Origin of the sequence: Rhodococcus rhodochrous, from assembly GCF_900187265.1 — a bacterium.
GTDB lineage: Bacteria > Actinomycetota > Actinomycetes > Mycobacteriales > Mycobacteriaceae > Rhodococcus > Rhodococcus rhodochrous.
The window spans coordinates 4,904,244-4,921,411 of sequence record NZ_LT906450.1; the positions used below are offsets into that span (position 1 = coordinate 4,904,244).

General features: G+C 66.9%; 14 protein-coding genes. 7 read left to right on the forward strand and 7 right to left on the reverse strand.

The genetic code is table 11. The features are described 5' to 3' along the window. The first annotated feature begins 23 nt into the window (after nt 1–23). The 3 genes from CKW34_RS22440 to CKW34_RS22450 all read left to right on the forward strand — a co-directional run bounded on the left by CKW34_RS22440 (nt 24) and on the right by CKW34_RS22450 (nt 3,580). Complete coding sequence (locus CKW34_RS22440) at nt 24–1,694, forward strand: class I adenylate-forming enzyme family protein (RefSeq protein ID WP_059382754.1); 1,671 nt, start codon at nt 24–26, stop codon at nt 1,692–1,694. Continuing rightward, on the forward strand, nt 1,691–2,839 hold the full coding sequence (locus tag CKW34_RS22445) for an acyl-CoA dehydrogenase family protein (protein ID WP_059382753.1): 1,149 nt from the start codon (nt 1,691–1,693) through the stop codon (nt 2,837–2,839). Before CKW34_RS22440 ends, CKW34_RS22445 begins: the two co-directional genes overlap by 4 nt. A gap of 78 nt (nt 2,840–2,917) precedes the next feature. Then, the gene (locus tag CKW34_RS22450; protein WP_059382752.1) at nt 2,918–3,580 is read left to right on the forward strand and encodes a TetR/AcrR family transcriptional regulator; all 663 of its coding nucleotides are present in this window, start codon (nt 2,918–2,920) and stop codon (nt 3,578–3,580) included. Nucleotides 3,581–3,631: 51 nt separating this feature from the next. On the opposite strand, the gene eutC is transcribed toward CKW34_RS22450, so the two are convergent. The 3 genes from eutC to CKW34_RS22465 form a co-directional block, all read right to left on the reverse strand. Beyond that, the gene (eutC, locus tag CKW34_RS22455; protein WP_059382751.1) at nt 3,632–4,399 is read right to left on the reverse strand and encodes an ethanolamine ammonia-lyase subunit EutC; all 768 of its coding nucleotides are present in this window, start codon (nt 4,397–4,399) and stop codon (nt 3,632–3,634) included. Then, complete coding sequence (locus CKW34_RS22460; RefSeq protein WP_059382750.1) at nt 4,396–5,808, reverse strand: ethanolamine ammonia-lyase subunit EutB; 1,413 nt, start codon at nt 5,806–5,808, stop codon at nt 4,396–4,398. Before CKW34_RS22460 ends, eutC begins: the two co-directional genes overlap by 4 nt. 200 nt (nt 5,809–6,008) lie before the next feature. After that, nucleotides 6,009–6,875: an SGNH/GDSL hydrolase family protein gene (locus tag CKW34_RS22465; protein ID WP_059382749.1), complete on the reverse strand. Its 867-nt coding sequence runs from the start codon at nt 6,873–6,875 to the stop codon at nt 6,009–6,011. Between the two features lie 158 nt (nt 6,876–7,033). Between CKW34_RS22465 and CKW34_RS22470 the strand changes: the two genes are divergently transcribed. After that, a complete protein-coding gene (locus tag CKW34_RS22470) occupies nt 7,034–8,344 on the forward strand; it encodes a serine/threonine-protein kinase (protein ID WP_059382748.1) in 1,311 nt (436 codons plus the stop codon). 6 nt (nt 8,345–8,350) lie between these two features. On the opposite strand, the gene CKW34_RS22475 is transcribed toward CKW34_RS22470, so the two are convergent. Further along, nucleotides 8,351–9,358, reverse strand: coding sequence for a LacI family DNA-binding transcriptional regulator (locus CKW34_RS22475; RefSeq protein WP_370670850.1), 1,008 nt, complete (start codon nt 9,356–9,358; stop codon nt 8,351–8,353). A gap of 144 nt (nt 9,359–9,502) precedes the next feature. Here CKW34_RS22475 and CKW34_RS22480 point away from each other — a divergent pair, with 144 nt between their 5' ends. Genes CKW34_RS22480 through CKW34_RS22490 form a run of 3 tightly spaced genes read left to right on the forward strand, consistent with a single transcriptional unit; the run spans nt 9,503 to nt 13,385 of the window. After that, a complete protein-coding gene (locus CKW34_RS22480) occupies nt 9,503–10,690 on the forward strand; it encodes an acyl-CoA dehydrogenase family protein (RefSeq protein WP_059382746.1) in 1,188 nt (395 codons plus the stop codon). Between the two features lie 11 nt (nt 10,691–10,701). Next, the gene (locus CKW34_RS22485; RefSeq protein ID WP_059382798.1) at nt 10,702–11,835 is read left to right on the forward strand and encodes a CaiB/BaiF CoA transferase family protein; all 1,134 of its coding nucleotides are present in this window, start codon (nt 10,702–10,704) and stop codon (nt 11,833–11,835) included. Between the two features lie 44 nt (nt 11,836–11,879). Continuing rightward, entirely contained in the window at nt 11,880–13,385 is a 1,506-nt protein-coding gene (locus CKW34_RS22490; protein ID WP_059382745.1) for an aldehyde dehydrogenase family protein, read from the forward strand. A gap of 92 nt (nt 13,386–13,477) precedes the next feature. On the opposite strand, the gene CKW34_RS22495 is transcribed toward CKW34_RS22490, so the two are convergent. The 3 genes from CKW34_RS22495 to CKW34_RS22505 are packed head-to-tail and all read right to left on the reverse strand — an operon-like array spanning nt 13,478 to nt 17,167. Then, nucleotides 13,478–14,251 carry an HpcH/HpaI aldolase family protein gene (locus CKW34_RS22495; protein WP_059382744.1) on the reverse strand — a complete coding sequence of 258 codons (774 nt, stop codon included), beginning with the start codon at nt 14,249–14,251 and terminating at the stop codon, nt 13,478–13,480. After that, entirely contained in the window at nt 14,248–15,993 is a 1,746-nt protein-coding gene (locus CKW34_RS22500) for an ABC transporter permease (RefSeq protein WP_080968278.1), read from the reverse strand. Before CKW34_RS22500 ends, CKW34_RS22495 begins: the two co-directional genes overlap by 4 nt. Next, nucleotides 15,986–17,167, reverse strand: a complete 1,182-nt coding sequence (locus tag CKW34_RS22505; protein WP_059382742.1) for an ABC transporter ATP-binding protein — start codon at nt 17,165–17,167, stop codon at nt 15,986–15,988. The genes CKW34_RS22500 and CKW34_RS22505 overlap by 8 nt, the downstream gene beginning before the upstream one ends. Nucleotide 17,168 lies beyond the last annotated feature (1 nt).

Genomic DNA, 17,168 nt, shown 5'->3' on the forward strand with positions numbered 1-17,168 from the left:
ACATCGTCAGGGGAGATCGAATCATGAGCGCGTCGTACAACGCCCGGGCCTACCGGGAGTACTTCGAGAACGACTTCACGTATCTCAACGGCTTCCGGCGCAACCTGGGACGGTACGGGAACCGCGTTGCCATCACCGATCCCGACACCGGGACCCGGTTGACCTACGCCGAACTCGGCGAGCGCGTCGACCGAGTCGCCACGGGTCTGGCCGATGCAGGTGTGCAGGCCGGGGATGTCGTCGCCCATCAGCTGTTCAACAGTGTCGAGTTCGCCGAGCTGTATCTCGCCACCCAGGCGGTGGGCGCGGTGGGTTCACCGATCAATTTCCGGCTCGCCTCCGGCGAAACCTCGTTCATCCTCGACAAGTCCGCACCCACGGTCTTCGTCTACGACACCGAGCTCACCCCGATGGTGACGGAGGCGCTGGAACGCTCGGCACACACGCCGAACGTGATCGTCGCGGTGGGCGACGGCGACCCGGTCTCCGTTCCCGGCGCCACCGTTGTGCGGTACCGGCACCTGGCGGCCGATCGGGTCGCGCTCCCGCCGCTGCACCGGACGGTGTGGGACGAGACCACCCGCCTCTACACCTCGGGCACCACCGGCATGCCGAAGGGTGTGCCGCTCAACAGCATGATCGAGATCTTCAGCGCGCACGACGTCATCATGCATTTCCCGTTGAGCCCCGAGGACAAGACGCTCAACATGACGCCGTGGTTCCACCGCGGTGGCCTGTACTCCGGAGGGCCCAACCCGGTCTTCTACATCGGCGGAGAAGTGGTGCCGCTGCGCACCTTCGACGCCGACCGCGTCCTCGACCTCGTCGCCGAGCACGGTCTCACCTTCCTCATCGGAGCGCCCACCAACCTCGCGATGCTCGCCGCCGCGCAGGAGGCCCGTCCGCGCGACCTGTCGTCGCTGCGCGGCATCGTCACGATGGGTGCACCGCTCGAACGTGAAGCGGCACTTCGCTACCAGCAGGTCCTCAACCCGCGGATCTTCAACGGCTACGGCAGCACCGAAGGGTTCTGGAACACCTTCCTGCGCCCTACCGATCTGCCCGAACATGCCGGCACCGCGGGCCGGGCCTGCACCGACGACGACGTGCGCGTGGTCCACATCTACGAGGACCGGCTCGCCCACCACGACGACGTCGTCGCCAAGGACGGCGAAGAGGTCGGAGAGGTGATCGTCCGCTCCCCCAAGGGTTCGAACGCCTACTTCGACTCCCCCGACCAGGAGAAGGCCAAGTTCAACAACGGATGGCTGCACATCGGCGACCTCGCCACGTGGGACGCCGGAGAGTTCGTCACGATCGTCGGACGCAAGGACGACATGCTCGTCTGCGGTGGTGAGAACGTCCATCCGGTGCAGGTCGAGGAAGCGCTCAACTCGCATCCGGGTGTGTCCGACTGCCTCGTCGTCGGCGTGCCCGACGACCGGTGGGGACGCATCGTCGTCGCGTACATCGTCGCCGGCAGCCCGGACGTCACGGCCGACGTCCTCGACGCGCACTGCCGCGAACACCCGATGCTGTCGACCTTCAAGCGACCGCGGGCGTATCGGTTCGTCGAGTCGCTGCCGGTCTCGGCCACCGGAAAGAAACTGCACTACAAGGCAACCCGAACGGCAGCCGACGCATTCGCCGCAGGGTTGTTCACCACCCCCACCGACTCGAGGATCACCCGATGAACGCACGCCTCGACTACGAGACCGAGCACCAGCAGTTCCGGGAGGTCGCTCGCGACTTCGTCCGCGACAAGATCACCCCCGTACACGAGGACTGGGAGCACGCGAGCTGCCTCGACCGGTCGTTGTTCACCGAAGCCGGTAAGCTCGGACTGCTCGCCTTCTCCGTCGACGAGAAGTACGGCGGACCCGGCGTCGACGATTTCCGCTACAACGCCATCCTCATCGAGGAGGTCAACCGCGCCGGCAACGCCGCAGCAGGCATCGCGTTCTCCCTGCAGAACGACGTGGTGCTGCCCTACCTCACCGAGCTGACCGACGACGAGCAGAAGGCGCGCTGGCTGCCCGGCGTCGTCAGCGGCGAGACCGTACTGGGTATCGCCATGACCGAACCCGGCACCGGCAGCGACCTCACCGGCATCCGCACCTCCGCGGTACGCGACGGCGATCACTACGTCGTCAACGGTGCCAAGACGTTCATCTCCAACGGTCAGAACGGCGATCTGTTCGTCGTTGCGACCCGCACCTCCGACGACCCGCACAAGGGACTGACGCTGCTGGTCGTCGAGGCCGACACCCCCGGTTTCTCCCGCGGGCGCAATCTCGAGAAGATCGGTCTGCACGCTCAGGACACCAGCGAGCTGACATTCACCGACATGCGGGTGCCGGTCGCGAACCGGCTCGGCGACGAAGGCCGCGGTTTCTACCAGCTGGTGCACAACCTCCCGCAGGAACGGTTGTCGCTGTCGATCGGAGCGGTCGCCGCCGCCGAGGGCGTGCTCGCGCAGACCCTCGACTACGTCCGCGAGCGGAAGGCCTTCGGCAAGCCGGTGTCGAGCTTCCAGAACACCCAGTTCGTGCTCGCCGAGCTGGCCACCGAGCTCGACATCGCCCGCACCTATCTCGACGACTGCATCGCCGAGCACGTGGCCGGGCAGCTCACCGCCGCCCGCGCCGCGCGCCTGAAGTGGTGGGCCACCGAACTGCAGGTGCGTGTCGCCGATCGTTGCCTGCAACTGCACGGTGGCTACGGCTACATGCGCGAATACGGCGTCGCACGCGCTTTCGTCGACGCCCGCATCCAGACGATCTACGGCGGAACCACCGAGATCATGAAGACGATCGTCGCGAAGGATCTCGGGATCTGACGACCGTCCCAGCTGCACGATTCACCCCGCTGAGCACTCGGTACTGTGAATCGGACCGAAAAGCGACGAGGAGCCCCTATGACCACCGACCACGATGCACTTCCCGTGGAAGAGGCCGTGCGGGCAGTTCGTACCAGTTCCCGCCGCAAGCAGGTCCTCGACGCCGCCGTGCAGGTCATGCAGCGCACCGGTTTCCACCAGATGTCGATGCAGGCGCTGGCCGACGAGGCCGGTGTCAGCGTCGGACTGATCTACAAGTACTTCGGCGGCAAGGAGGAGATCCTCCTCGCCACCATCGTCTCGATCCTCGACACCTTCCGCGACCAGATCGAACCTGCGATGGAGGCCGCCGGCGACGACCCGGTCGAACGGCTCGCCGCCGGCATCCGCCGCTACATCGAGATCGTCGACGAGAACCTCGACGCCACCGTCCTCACCTACCGGGAGAGCCGCACGCTCGACGCTGCAGGTCGCGCCCGGATCAAGGAACTGGAGGTCGAGACGTCGGCGCCGCTGCGCTCCGCCCTCGACGACGGCATCTCCGCCGGCATCATGGAGCCCATCGACGTCGACCTGATGGTGTTCGACATCCTGCTCCTCGCCCACGGGTGGGCGCTCAAGCACTGGCACTTCGGATCCATCTACACCCTCGACGACTACATCCGCCTCCAGACCCGGCTGGTGCTCAACACGACGCTGAAGGCGGAGCGGCGCGGGGACTATGCGCACTTCCTCCGGTAATCACCGCCCTCGACCGAGGACAGCGGAGCGCGAAGTGGTCATAGGAGCGCGTTATTGCGCGCTCCTATGACCGATTCCCGCTCCGCTGTCGGGCTCGGTGAGTGCGGGATCCCGCGAGGTGTCCTTCAACGCCACTCCCGACGCCCCCAACTGTCGCGCGCCGTTCACGAGGGCCGCGACGACGCGCGCTGCATGCTCGTAGGTCATCCCGCCGGGCGGATGGATGTTCGACACGCAGTTGCGTTCGGCGTCACTGCGTCCCGGTCTCGGGTGGTGCGTCAGGTACACGCCGACGCTGTCGGCCACCGACAGGCCGGGCCGTTCACCGATGATCACGAGCATCGTCGTGACACCGAGTTGTTCACCGATAGGGTCCCCCAGCGCGACGCGCGCCTGCGTCGCGATCACCGGCGGCGCCACCGTCAGCCCCGGCAGGGCAGCGACGATCGCCGCGAGCAGATCGGGTCCGTGGGCGTCGAGAGCCGTGGACGACAACCCGTCGCACAGCGCGATACCGAGATCGGCCTCCGTTCGCGGCAGCGTGGTTCCCTCGGCGAGCTGCCGGCCGAGGTCGGGACGTCGCAGATACGTACTGCGATCTTCCGCTGCGCTTTCCACGACCAACGGATCACCGAGTCCGAGTTCTTTCGTCCGCCACACCATCGCGGGCACATCGAGCGGGACGTGCACGGCGTCGCGCGCCTCGGCATGGGCCGTCACGAATTCCAGATGACGGCGTGTCGGGATGCTGTTTCCGGTGCGTCCCAGCCCGATCCGGGCCTGGGTGTGCCGACGCAGTTCGTCCCACAGGTCGCTCACAGGGCACCTCCGAGTGCGCGCAGCGGGGATGTGCCGACCTCCACCGGCAGGATGCGACCGACGTCGTCCGCCATGCCCTGCCTGCGTAGCCAGTCCTCGAATTCCGGTGCCGGCCGCAGGTCGGCGGCCTCCCGCACGTACAGCACGTCGTGGAACGACAGCGACTGGTAGCCGAGCATCACGTCGTCGGCACCCGGCACGGTGATGACGAATGCTGTTCCGGCAACGGCCAACAAGGTGAGCAGGGTGTCCATGTCGTCCTGGTCGGCCTCGGCGTGGTTGGTGTAGCAGACGTCCACGCCCATCGGCAGGCCGAGGAGTTTGCCGCAGAACTGGTCTTCGAGACCGGCGCGGATGATCTGCTTGCCGTCGTAGAGGTATTCCGGTCCGATGAAGCCGACGACCGTGTTGACGAGCAACGGATCGAATTCGCGCGCAACGGCATACGCGCGCGCTTCGAGCGTCTGCTGATCGACCGGCCTGCCCCCGGTACCGAGATGAGTACCGGACGACAACGCCGAACCCTGTCCGGTCTCGAAGTACATGACGTTGTTGCCGACGGTCCCCCGTCGCAGCGACCTGCCGGCCTCGTTGCCCTCCCGCAACATTGCGAGGTCCACCCCGAAGCTTCGGTTGGCGCCCTCGGTGCCGGCGACGGATTGGAATACCAGGTCGACGGGTGCGTCCTTCTCGATCAGATCGATGGTGGTCGTGACGTGGGTCAGCACGCACGACTGGGTGGGGATCTCGAATCGTTGCCGGATCTCGTCGAGCAGGTGCAGCAGGTCGGACACGGCGTGCGGTGAGTCGCTCGCCGGATTGATGCCGACCACCGCGTCGCCGCATCCCATCAGCAGACCGTCGAGGACGGACGCGGCGACCCCGCGCGGATCGTCGACGGGATGGTTCGGTTGCAGGCGCGTCGCGAGTCGGCCGGGCAACCCGATGGTCGTGCGGAACGCGCTGGTCACCGTCGCAGCGCGGGAGACCGCGATGAGGTCCTGATTGCGCATGATCTTGCTGGTCGCCGCGACCATCTCCGGGGTGAGTCCCGGCGAGAGTGCCGCGAGCACGTCGGCGGAGTCCGGTCGGGCCGCGACCTCCAGAAGGTGATCGCGCAGCTCCCCGACGGTCATGTGCGAGACCGGCGCGAAGGCCGTCGCGTCGTGGGTGTCGACGATCAGCCTGGTGACCTCGTCGGTCTCGTACGGCACGACCGCCTCGATGAGAAAGGTGGTCAGCGGGAGGTCGGCGAGGGCCAGCTGCGCCGCGGCACGTTCGGCATCCGAGGTGGCCGCGCAACCGGCGAGTTCATCGCCCGAGCGGCGCGGAGAGGCCTTCCCGAGCAGGTCGACGAGGCCGTCGAAGACGTAGCCGGTTCCGCCGAGCTGTTGTCGGTAGATCGTCATCGAGGCCTCCCGCGCAGGACCGGTTCGACGGATGTGAGCACGCAGTGGAGTGCAGCATTCCACTTTTTCGCCGTCGTGTCCGGCGAGTGTCGCGAACGAAACGCCGCTGGTCGTCGCTCGAGGTTCACAACGCAGAAGTGAGGCTCACAACCCCGGTGGTCGACCACGAGGGTTGTGAGCCTCACCTTTCGGTTGTCTACCTAGCCCCGCTGGTACCAGACGTTCGTCACCCGCTGCGCCATGTGCCGCATCCCCGCGGCGGTGGGATGCAGCGCCTTCGCCAGCGACAGCGACTGCCGTCCCTCGTAGAAGCGCTGCTCGGAGGGCGCACACGCGTCGTGCCCTTCCGACCCGGTCATGACGTCGACGAACTCGGCACCGGACTCGGCCGCGGACCGGGCGAGCACACGGTTCATCCGCGAGAAGAAGTTCGTCACGAACGACGCGTCGGCGTCGCTCGTGGGGATGTTCGGCCAGCAGCCCCGGTTGCCGAAGACCCCGCCGTGCCCGACCAGCAGGACCCGTGCACGCGGTGCTCGCTGCTGGACGGCGGTGAGTGTGGCGGTGACCTTCGGTCCGAGCGCGCTCAGGGCGGCGTCCATGCGCGAGGTGGCGCCCGGGTCGGTGCGGCAGTGCGCGTCGCCGCCCGGAAGCTCGGTGTAGCAGGCCGAGACGAGCCCCGACCAGCCGATATCGTTGCCACCGATGCTCAGCGTGACGAGATTCGTGTCCGGAGTGAGCGAGTCGATCTGCGGTGCCATCGATCCAGTCGACGTCTGTTGGGGGACGGACGTGATGTGCTCGGTGCGCGCACCCGAACACGCGACGTTGACGAAGCTGACGGGGTGCAGCGAACCCGCGACGAGGTTCGGATATCCCGCGTCGGCGCGGGCGCATCCACTGAGCATCGCTGCTGCGTCGAGGTAGGGTCCGGCGGCACGCGAGTCGCCGAGCGCGACGTATCGGATGCCCTGCTCGTTGCCCGGTTCACTCATCGCGGACACCGGCCACACCATCGATGCAGCTGCCATGCCGGCGACGATCCCGGCTCGCACAATCGTCTTCATCCAGACCCTCCGGCAGCTTGTTTCTCCCGGGCATGAGATCGGCACAAATTACAAACACGTTACGAGCAGCGGGTGAAGATCGCGGATGAAGCGCTGATGCACCTCGCCCCACCAGCGCATTTTGTTTACTTCCCCCTCCGAACGGCTACCGTCCACCTGTGACCGTCCACGCAGTTCTCGACGGCCGCTACGAGCTGAGCGGTCTGCTCGGCGTGGGCGGCAGCGGCGAGATCCACGACGGTTGGGACACCCGCCTCCACCGGCCCGTCGCGGTCAAACTGCTCGGACGGGAGGTCGGCAGCAGACCGGACGTACGACGCCGTTTCGAGGTCGAGGCCCGGGCTGCCGCGGCCCTGAACCACCCTCGCATCGTCGCCGTGTACGACACGGGCGAACACGACGGACGTCCCTACATCGTTATGGAACGGCTGCCCGGGCGAACCCTCGCCGACGACATCGCCCGCGGCCCGCTCCCCGACGATCGGGTGCGCACGGTGCTCGCCGGAATTCTCGAAGCGCTCGTCGCTACGCACGGGGCAGGGATCCTCCACCGGGACATCAAGCCGGCGAACGTGCTCATCACAGAGAACGGCGAGGTCAAGGTCGCCGACTTCGGCATCGCCAAGAGCGTCGGCGACGACCTCACACGCACCGGTGAACTCGTGGGGACCGTCGCCTATCTGAGCCCGGACCGCATCACCGGACACCCCGCATCCGTGACGGACGATCTGTACGCGGTCGGTGTCGTCGGCTACGAGTCCCTGTGCGGGCGGAGGCCGTTCGCCGAGGACAACATCCTCGCGCTGGCACGGGCCATCACGCACGACCGGCCGCAGCCACTCACCGAACTCCGACCGGATGCACATCCTGGGCTCGTCGCAGTGATCGAGCGGGCCATGGCACGAGAGCCTTCCGACCGGTTCCACAGTGCGCACGAGATGCTCGCGGCATTGCAGAATTCCGACGGATACCGCGCTGCGACGACCCGGCTGCCGGCAGGTCTGGCTGTCGACCCGACGACCACCGTAGGCACGGACCGTTCCCGTGGAGTTCTCGTCGCGGCGGGTCTGACGCTGGTCGGAGCGCTCACCGTGGGCGGTCTCGCGCTCGGATTCGGGCGGGGCGATTCCCCGCCGGCGGCCACACCGGAGACCCGGACACCGGGCATGTCCGCATCGACGCCCGAACGGGTACCGGCCACCACCGAGCTCCCGGTGACTCCCGAATCGACGGTCGTCCCGGCGCGCACAGCAGACGAGACCCCCGTGGTTCCGCCCGTCGTACCTGCTCCTGTCGCACCGTCGGCGGATGCCGGGCCTCCGAGGTCCGAACCCGAATCCCGCGGGAACAGCGGACCCGGCAACAACGGGAACGGCAATTCCCAGGGGAACAGCGGCAACCACAACGGCAACAACGGAAACGGGAACGGGAACAGCGGCAACGGGAACAGCGGCCGCGGTAACGGGTGAGGTCGCTCAGCTCGAGGCGCGCACCACGAGTTCGACGGGAAGTCGCGTCGATTCCGTTTCTCCGTTTCGCACGAGTTCGAGGAGCCGCTCGATGGCGGTCACCCCGATATCGTGCGCGGGCGACCGCACGGTGGTGAGCGGAACCGGCAGCTGCGCCACGACGGGGATGTCGTTGTAACCGACCACGGCGAGATCGTCGGAGATGGACAGACCCAGGTCGCGGGCGACACCGAGGATGCCGATGGCGATGGTGTCGCTGACCGCGAAGATCGCGCGGGGACGATCGGGGCGATCCAGCAGCGCACGCGCGGCCTCCACACCCCCGGCGACGTCGAAGCTCGACCGCACGATCCGCTCGGGCGGCAGTGACACCGATGCTTCCTTCAGGGTGTCGACGAAGCCGTCGCGGCGGTCGCGGGCGGTGCTGGCGTGGTCGGGGCCGGCGATGATCGCCAGGTCGTCGTAACCGCGGTCGAGCAGGTGCCGGGCGGCCAGTGCTCCACCGCGATAGTCGTCGCCCACCACGAACGGCAAGCCTGCGTCGGCGTGCCGGGTGACCGCGAGGATGGGCAGCGATCCGAGTGCCAGCGACTCGACGAACCGGCGACCCGGGAGGTGCATGCTGCTCAGCAGCAGACCGTCGACCTGCCGGCCCACGAGCAGCGCGATGGCGCGACGTTGCGCCTCGAGGTCGTCGGGCGGGCTCGACAGCAGTACCGAGTAGCCCGCTTTCGTGGCGGCTTCCTCGATGCCCTGGTAGGTCGTGGCGACCACGCCGTCGGTGAGTCGCGGCATGACGACACCGAGGGTCGTGGTCTTGCGCGTCCGCAGGCTCGCCGCCCACAGGTTGGGGCGATATCCCAGTTCGGCCGCGACCTCCCGGACCCGCAGGGCCGAGTCCGACCACCCGTCGACCGGTTCGGGCTGACGCAGCACTCGGGATGCCGTCGAGACGTGGACACCGGCGCGCTCGGCGATCTCCTTGAGCGTCGGGGCGCGGTCGGGACGGGGCATTCGGCTCTCCTGCTCGTACGGCATCGAGTTCGTGTTCCGGGTTGACGTGCCCGGAGCACGCCTTTAGCGTATGCCATGCAATCGATCGTGCAAACGTTCTCGCAATCGTTCTGACAAACGTTTCCTCGACCACCGGAGAAGGCCATGTCCAACGCTCAGTCGCTCACCCAGCTGTTCGCCCTCGACTCCCTGCTCGAGCAGGAGGAGATCGACATCCGCGACACCGTCCGCAAGTTCGGCAACGAGCGCATCCGCCCGCACGTGGCCCAATGGTTCGAGGAAGCGAAGCTCCCGGCACGCGAACTCGCCAAGGAACTCGGACAGCTGGGCGTGCTCGGCATGCACCTCGACGGCTACGGCTGCGCCGGCATGAGCGCCACCGCCTACGGCCTGGCCTGTCTCGAACTCGAGGCCGTCGACTCCGGCATCCGCAGCCTCGTGTCCGTGCAGGGCTCGCTGGCGATGTTCTCCATCCACCACTGGGGCAGCGAGGAGCAGAAGCAGGAATGGCTCCCCCGCATGGCTGCCGGCGAGGCGATCGGCTGCTTCGGCCTGACCGAGCCCGACTTCGGCTCCAACCCCGCCGGGATGCGCACCAACGCCAAGCGCGACGGTGACGACTGGATCCTCAACGGCACCAAGATGTGGATCACCAACGGCTCGATCGCCGACGTCGCCGTCGTCTGGGCGCAGACCGACCTCGAAGAAGGCGCCAAGGGCATCCGCGGCTTCGTCGTCCCCACCGACACCCCCGGTTTCTCCGCACCGGAGATCCACTCCAAGCTGTCGCTGCGGGCCTCGGTCACCTCGGAGCTCGTCCTCGACGGCGTGCGTCTGCCCTCCTCGGCGATGATGCCGAAGGCCAAGGGTCTGCGCGGACCGCTGACCTCGCTCGGTGAGGCCCGCTTCGGCATCGTCTTCGGTGCCATCGGCGCAGCCCGCGACTGCCTCGAGACCGCCATCGAGTACTCGCAGTCCCGCGAGGTGTTCGACAAGCCGCTCGCCGGCTACCAGCTCACCCAGGCCAAGATCGCCGACATGGCGCTCGAGGTCGGCAAGGGCCACCTGCTCGCCTACCACCTCGGCCGCATCAAGGACCGCGGCGAGATCGCCCCGGAGCAGGTCAGCCTCGGCAAGCTCAACAACGTGCGCGAGGCCATCGCGATCGCCCGCGAATGCCGGACCATCCTCGGCGCCAACGGAATCACGCTCGAGTACCCCGTCATCCGTCACGCCAACAACCTCGAATCGGTGCTGACCTACGAGGGCACCTCCGAGGTCCACCAGCTGACCATCGGCAAGGCCCTGACCGGTGAGGCGGCCTTCCGGTGAGCAATCAGAACATGGCCGAAACGAACGCAACAGCGGCGAACACGACCGGAGCATTGGCCGGGCTGGTGATCGCCGACTTCGGTCGCGTGCTCGCCGGCCCCTACGCCACCATGCTGCTCGCCGACCTCGGGGCGGAGGTCGTCAAGATCGAACGACCCGGCTTCGGGGACGACACCCGGCACTGGGGCCCGCCCTGGGTCGGCGACGAGTCGACCTACTTCCTCGGCGTCAACCGCAACAAGAAGTCGGTGGCCATCGACCTGACCACCGACGAAGGGCTCGGGCAGGCACGCGATCTCGTCGCCCGCGCCGATGTCGTCGTCGAGAACTTCCTGCCCGGCACGATGACACGGCTCGGGCTCGGATACGAGCAGGTCCGGGAACTCAACCCCGGCATCGTCTACACCTCGATCACCGGCTTCGGTGGGCACAACAATCTGCCCGGTTACGACCTGCTCATCCAGGCCGTCGGCGGTCTGATGAGCATCACCGGGCCCGACCCTGCGACACCCACCAAGGTCGGTGTCGCCGTGGTCGACGTCATCACCGGAATGCACGCTGCGCTCGGCATCCTCGCCGCGCTGCGGCACCGCGACCGCACCCGTGAGGGCCAGCGCGTCGAGGTGAACCTGTTGTCGTCCCTGTTGTCGGCGTTGGCGAACCAGTCGTCGGGCTACGTCGCGGCGGGAGTGGTGCCGAAGGCGATGGGCAACCGTCATCCGAGCATCGCGCCCTACGAGGTGTTTCACACCGCCGACCGGCCGTTCGTCCTCGCCGTGGGCAATGACCGTCAATTCGCTTCGCTGGTCGAGGTTCTCGGCGCGCCCGAACTCGCCACCGACGAGCGGTTCACCACGAACACCGCCCGCGTCGCGAACCGGGAGGAGCTGACGAAGATCGTCGACGAGTTGCTGTCGACGGACACCGCCGACGCGTGGTTCGATGCTCTGACCGCAGCCCGGGTGCCGTGCGGTCCGCTCAACGACATCGCCGACGCGGTCGCGCTCGCCGAACGACTCGGTCTGTCGCCGGTGGTGTCGATCGACGATCCCGACCGGGACGCTCCGCTTCGTCAGATCGCCAACCCGATCCGGCTCAGCGCCACCCCCGCGACCTACCGCACGGCGCCACCGCGCCTGCCGTAGTCGGAGGACATCCTTCAGCACGAAATCCGTCAGGAGTGAAATACATGACCGCACTGAGCGCAGCGGCGCCTGTCACGTTGCGTCACCTCGTCGCGGGCCGCTGGGAGGAGGGGCCGGCCGAGGAATTCGAATCGACGAATCCTGCGCATCCGGACGACGTGGTCGCCCGAGGACTACGGGCGACCGTCGAGGACGTCGATCGAGCCTTCACAGCGGCCCGCCGTGCAGCCCGCGACTGGGCACGTACACCCGTCCACGAACGAGGTGCCGTCCTTTCGCGTGCCGCGAATTCGCTCGACGCAGCATCCGAGCAACTCGGTGCCGAGCTCACCCGGGAAGAGGGTAAGACCCTCGCCGAGGGTATCGGCGAAGTGCGCCGCGCCGCGCAGATCCTGCGGTACTTCGCGAACGAGGGCGATCGGTCCGCCGGTGAGGTCTTCGCATCCCCTCGCCGGGGAGAGCGGATTCTCGTCACGCGCAGGCCTGTCGGTGTGGTCGGTGTCATCACGCCCTTCAACTTCCCCATCGCGATTCCGGCGTGGAAGATCGCGCCCGCGCTCGTGTACGGGAACACCGTGGTGTGGAAGCCGGCCAGCACGGTTCCGTTGCTCGCGGTTCGTCTGGCCGAAGCGCTGACGGAGGCCGGTCTTCCCGAGGGCGTGCTCAACCTCCTCCATGGTGAAGGCGCGCTCGGAAACGCGATCGTCGAGCACCCGGAGATCGACGCGATCACCTTCACCGGTTCGACTTCGGTCGGTCGGCGCATCGCTGCTGCAGCGGCGACCCGAGGCGTTCCGGTGCAGGCCGAGATGGGCGGCAAGAATGCCGCCGTCGTCCTGGCGGACGCGGATCTGGACCTGGCCGTCGAACAGGTGCTGTTCGGAGCGTTCCGCTCGTCCGGTCAGAAGTGCACGGCCACTTCCCGGCTCATCGTCGACGACTCGATCGCCGACGACTTCCTCGGCCGCCTGCAGGCACGGCTCGACAGTTGGACGGTGGGCGACCCTCTCGATCCAGCGGTCGACATGGGCCCTGTCGTGACCGCTGCTGCAGCGCAGCAGATCGAAGCAGGTATCGAACACGCGGTCGCAGAAGGCGCGACAGTCGTGTACCGCGGAATCGTGCGTCTCGACGAGTCGGTGGATGCGGCCGCGTTCGTGGCGCCGACCATCCTGCAGTTGCCCGCCGACGAAACGGCTGCCGCATCCAATCCCGCGTGGCAGGAGGAGTTCTTCGGGCCGATTCTGAGTGTGCGCCGTGCCGCAGGTCGTTCGGAGGCGTTCGCGCTCGCAAATGACAGCGAATTCGGGCTCAGCGCATCGATTTTCACTCAGGACGTGACTCGCGTCCTGGAGGCGATGGACGAGATCGACGCCGGCATCCTGCACGTCAACTCCGAGTCGGCCGGTGCCGACCCGCACGTTCCGTTCGGTGGAGCGAAGAAGTCCGGGCTGGGTCCCAAGGAACAGGGTGGCGCAGCCGTCGAGTTCTTCACCCATACGACCACGGTCTACCTGCGTGGAGGAAATCCCTCGGCACCGGACCTCTGATCCCGGCGGCAGGTGGTCGCACACACTCCCCACACGAGAAGGGCCTGTACCGGAACAGGCGGATTCAACCGGTACAGGCCCTTCTCGTGTCGTCACCACCGTGCGGGGACCGAGCTTCCCTTCACCTCTTGGAAGAGTCGGCGGGTACCTCGCTGCAGGACCCCGACATCGCTGCCGATCGCGACGAGAGAGGCTCCCTCGACAGTCCACGCGAGCCCGTCGGCGGGGGAACTCGCGTACAGACCGGAATAGACGCCGGCCCGCTGGGCGATGTCCAGAGCCTGCGACATCGTCCGGCGAACATCCGGATCGCGAGGATTGCCCAAGCGCCCCATCGAAGCTGCGATATCGGCCGGCGACACGAAGATTCCGTCAACTCCCGGCACCGCGACGATCTCGGGAAGCGAGTCGAGCGCCTCCTTCGACTGGATCTGGACGAAGATGCACAGCTCGTCGTGTACGGTTCGGAGATATTCCGGACGGCGACCGAAATCGGTTGCGCGGGTGAGTGTGCTGGCCACAGCTCGGGTCCCGCTGGGCGGATAGCGCGTCGCGGCCACCACCTCCCGAGCTCGATCGGGTGAATCGACTCCCGGGATCACCAGATTCCGCACGCCCAGGTCGAGGTACTGACCGATGACTGCCGGATCGGGTCCGGGAGTCCTGGCCACCACCTCGAGCGGGATTCCTTTCAGGGCGTGCAACTGTCCTGCGATGGTGCTCGGCGAGTTGGGGGCGTGCTGACCGTCGATCAACACCCAGTCCGCCCCCGCCCCGGTACAGATCTCCGCGGCGTACGGGTTCCCCAGCCCGAGCCACAATCCGTACTGGGGTTCGCCGGAGGCCAGGCGTCGCTCGAGCGTCACTTCTTCGCAGCCTTCTTCTGCACTGCGCGCATCTTGCGGACCCATGCCGGTCGAGAGAACCACATCATGAGGATCACCACCGTCGCCGACACGACGGTCATCATCACGGCAACCGCGGCGACCTGGGTGAAGAAACCTTCACCCCACACCTGGAAGAGCAGCGCGCTGACCAGCGGAGTCTGTCCGGTTCCGAGCAGGACCGCGATCTCCAGGTCACCGACGATCCTCACGAACACCAGGGAGAAGGTCGCCAATATTCCGGGTCGCAGGAGGGGAAGAACGATCTGCGTGAACGTCCGGCCCGATCCTGCGCCGCACAGCCGGGACGCATCTTCCAGGCTGCCGTCGATCTGGGCGGATGTTCCTTCGAGAGAGATCATCGCGTACGGGAGGAACGACACGAAGAACGCCATTCCCATGATGAGCAACGTTCCGCCGAGGTTGAACGGCTCACCGCCGAAGGCGAAGATGAACGAGACCGCCAGGACGCTGCCCGGTACCACTGCCGGCAGTTTGGCCGACGCACTCGCCAAGCGGGAGATGCGGTTACGGGACTGACGTGCGTAGGTGAGGATCATCGTCGCGGCGAGCACGATGACGAGTCCGCCGACCACCGCGAGCAGAACCGAGTTGCTGATCGCGAGGCCCGCACCGCCTGCACCTGCCGAGGCGACCTTGAAATTGTCCAGCGTCCAGTTCGACGCCGTCAGGTCGGGCTGCCAGTAACGCTGCAGGCTCAGGTAGATCACCGCGAGGAGAGGCAGAACTGCGGCGAGTCCGATGTAGACGAGATTCAACGCGCGCACAGGCCAACGCCACTTGCCCAGAGCCACCCTGGCCACCTTGGGTGCCTGGCCGCCCATCCTGGCGAACTGCTGCTTCGAAATCACGAGTCGCTGAAGGAAGTACAGGAGCAGCAGGACCGTGAACAACATCGCGCTGAGCCTGACCGCGGTGCCGTACTCGACCGGGTATGTGTTCTGAATCGAGCGGACGATACGAACGGACATGATGTCGAGGTCTGTGCTCTGTCCGACGATCGCCGGAACCGAGTACACGCCGGCACCGATGATCGTCGCCAGGATGAAACCGGATAGCAGAGACGGCGCGACGGCCGGGAGCGACACGGTACGCACCACCCGGAAGGTCCCGGAGCCCGACGCCCGCGCAGCTTCTTCGAGCGACGGGTCGAGAGAGCGCAGCGCCGACACGATCGGAAGATAGGTGTACGGAACGGTGAGCAGGACGTAGATCAGCACCATGCCCGGGGTCGAGTAGATCTGGAACCCGAGCGGTTCGAGGATCGGAGACAACAGGCCGACCTCGGGACTGGCCAGCACCACCCAACCGACCGCGAGGGCAACAGCCGGGAGGAACAGCGGGATCAGCGGCAGGGCATCACCGATCGCGCCCAGCCCTGCATCGGTACGCTCGTTGACCCAGGCCAGCAGTGCACCGATCACCAGGGAGAGCAGAGCGCTCACCCCGACGACGACCACGGTGTCCCGAACCATTCCCAGGAACCACGGCTCGGCGATCAGATCCGTCCATGCCTCGAGCGGACCGCCGGCACGCTCGAACATCCGCGCGAGCGGGTACACGACCAGCAGGACGACGAGTGCGGACAATACAACCAGCAGTGCACCGAAGGCACCGCGGCGGAGCGCGCCCTTCGGGCGCACATCCTTCTGCGGGTCCGTCGCGACGGTCGTTCGTTCGGGACTCGGGGCGAGACTAGTCATCGGCCACCACCCGGAATGCCTCTGCGGGAACGGTCACGTCGACCTCGGCAGACTCGTGCAACGCCGGGTCCGGGACTCCGAACGCCCACACCGTCACCGAACGGTCCTCGATCCGGCACTGATACTCGGTATGAGCGCCCGAGAAGGTCCGTGCGACGACCACTCCCCGCCAGGAAAGGTTCCCGTCTGCGGCTCCGGCCGGCGCGATCGAGCACTTCTCCGGCCGAACCATCAGTGTGATCGCCTCACCGGGAACGGCGTCCGTTCGTACGGTGCCGGACGAACGCGGCACACTGATCTCCCGACCCGCCACCTCTACGGTGAGCGAGTCGTCCGCGCTGCCGAGCACCGTCGCGTCGAGGAAGTTCGCCTCACCGATGAACTCCGCCGTCGAGCGATTGCTCGGACGCTCGTACACGGTGACGGGGGAAGCGAGTTGATCCACCCGGCCGCTGCGCATGACGGCGATCCGAGTACCCAGACTCATCGCTTCCACCTGGTCGTGCGTGACGTACACGGCAGCAAATCCGAGTTGACGATGCAGTCGCACCAACAGAGCACGGAGCTTGACCCTGACCCGGGCATCGACGTTGGACAACGGTTCGTCGAACAGGACGACTGACGGTTCGGAGATCAGAGTGCGAGCCAGGGCGACCCGCTGCTGCTGGCCACCACTGATCATCCCCGGGTGCTGCCGTCCCAGGCCACCGAGACCGACGAGGTCGAGATACTCCGCTGCCCGACGACGGGCCACGGCCTTCCGCACTCCCGCCGACCGCAGGGGGTATGCCACATTGTCCTCGAGGTTCATGTGGGGCCACAGTGCATAGGACTGGAACATCATGTTGACGTCGCGCTCGTTGGGCGCCTTGACGGTCCTGGAGGACGAATCGTAGACCGCGTCGCCGTCGATGCGGATAACTCCCTCGGTCGGGGATTCCAGGCCTGCGATACAACGCAGCAGAGTGGACTTCCCGCAACCACTGGGGCCCAACAGGACGAGGAGTTCCCCGGTCCGGACCTCGAACGAGACATCGTCCACCGCATTGACGATGTCGCCGCCGTGACGTTCGAATTTCTTGGTGACGCTGTTGACTTCGAGAAGTACTGGGGAGCCGTCCGCCCGAGCGGGCGCGGTAGCTTCTGCAGCGGGTAGCTCGTCGATGATTGTCATC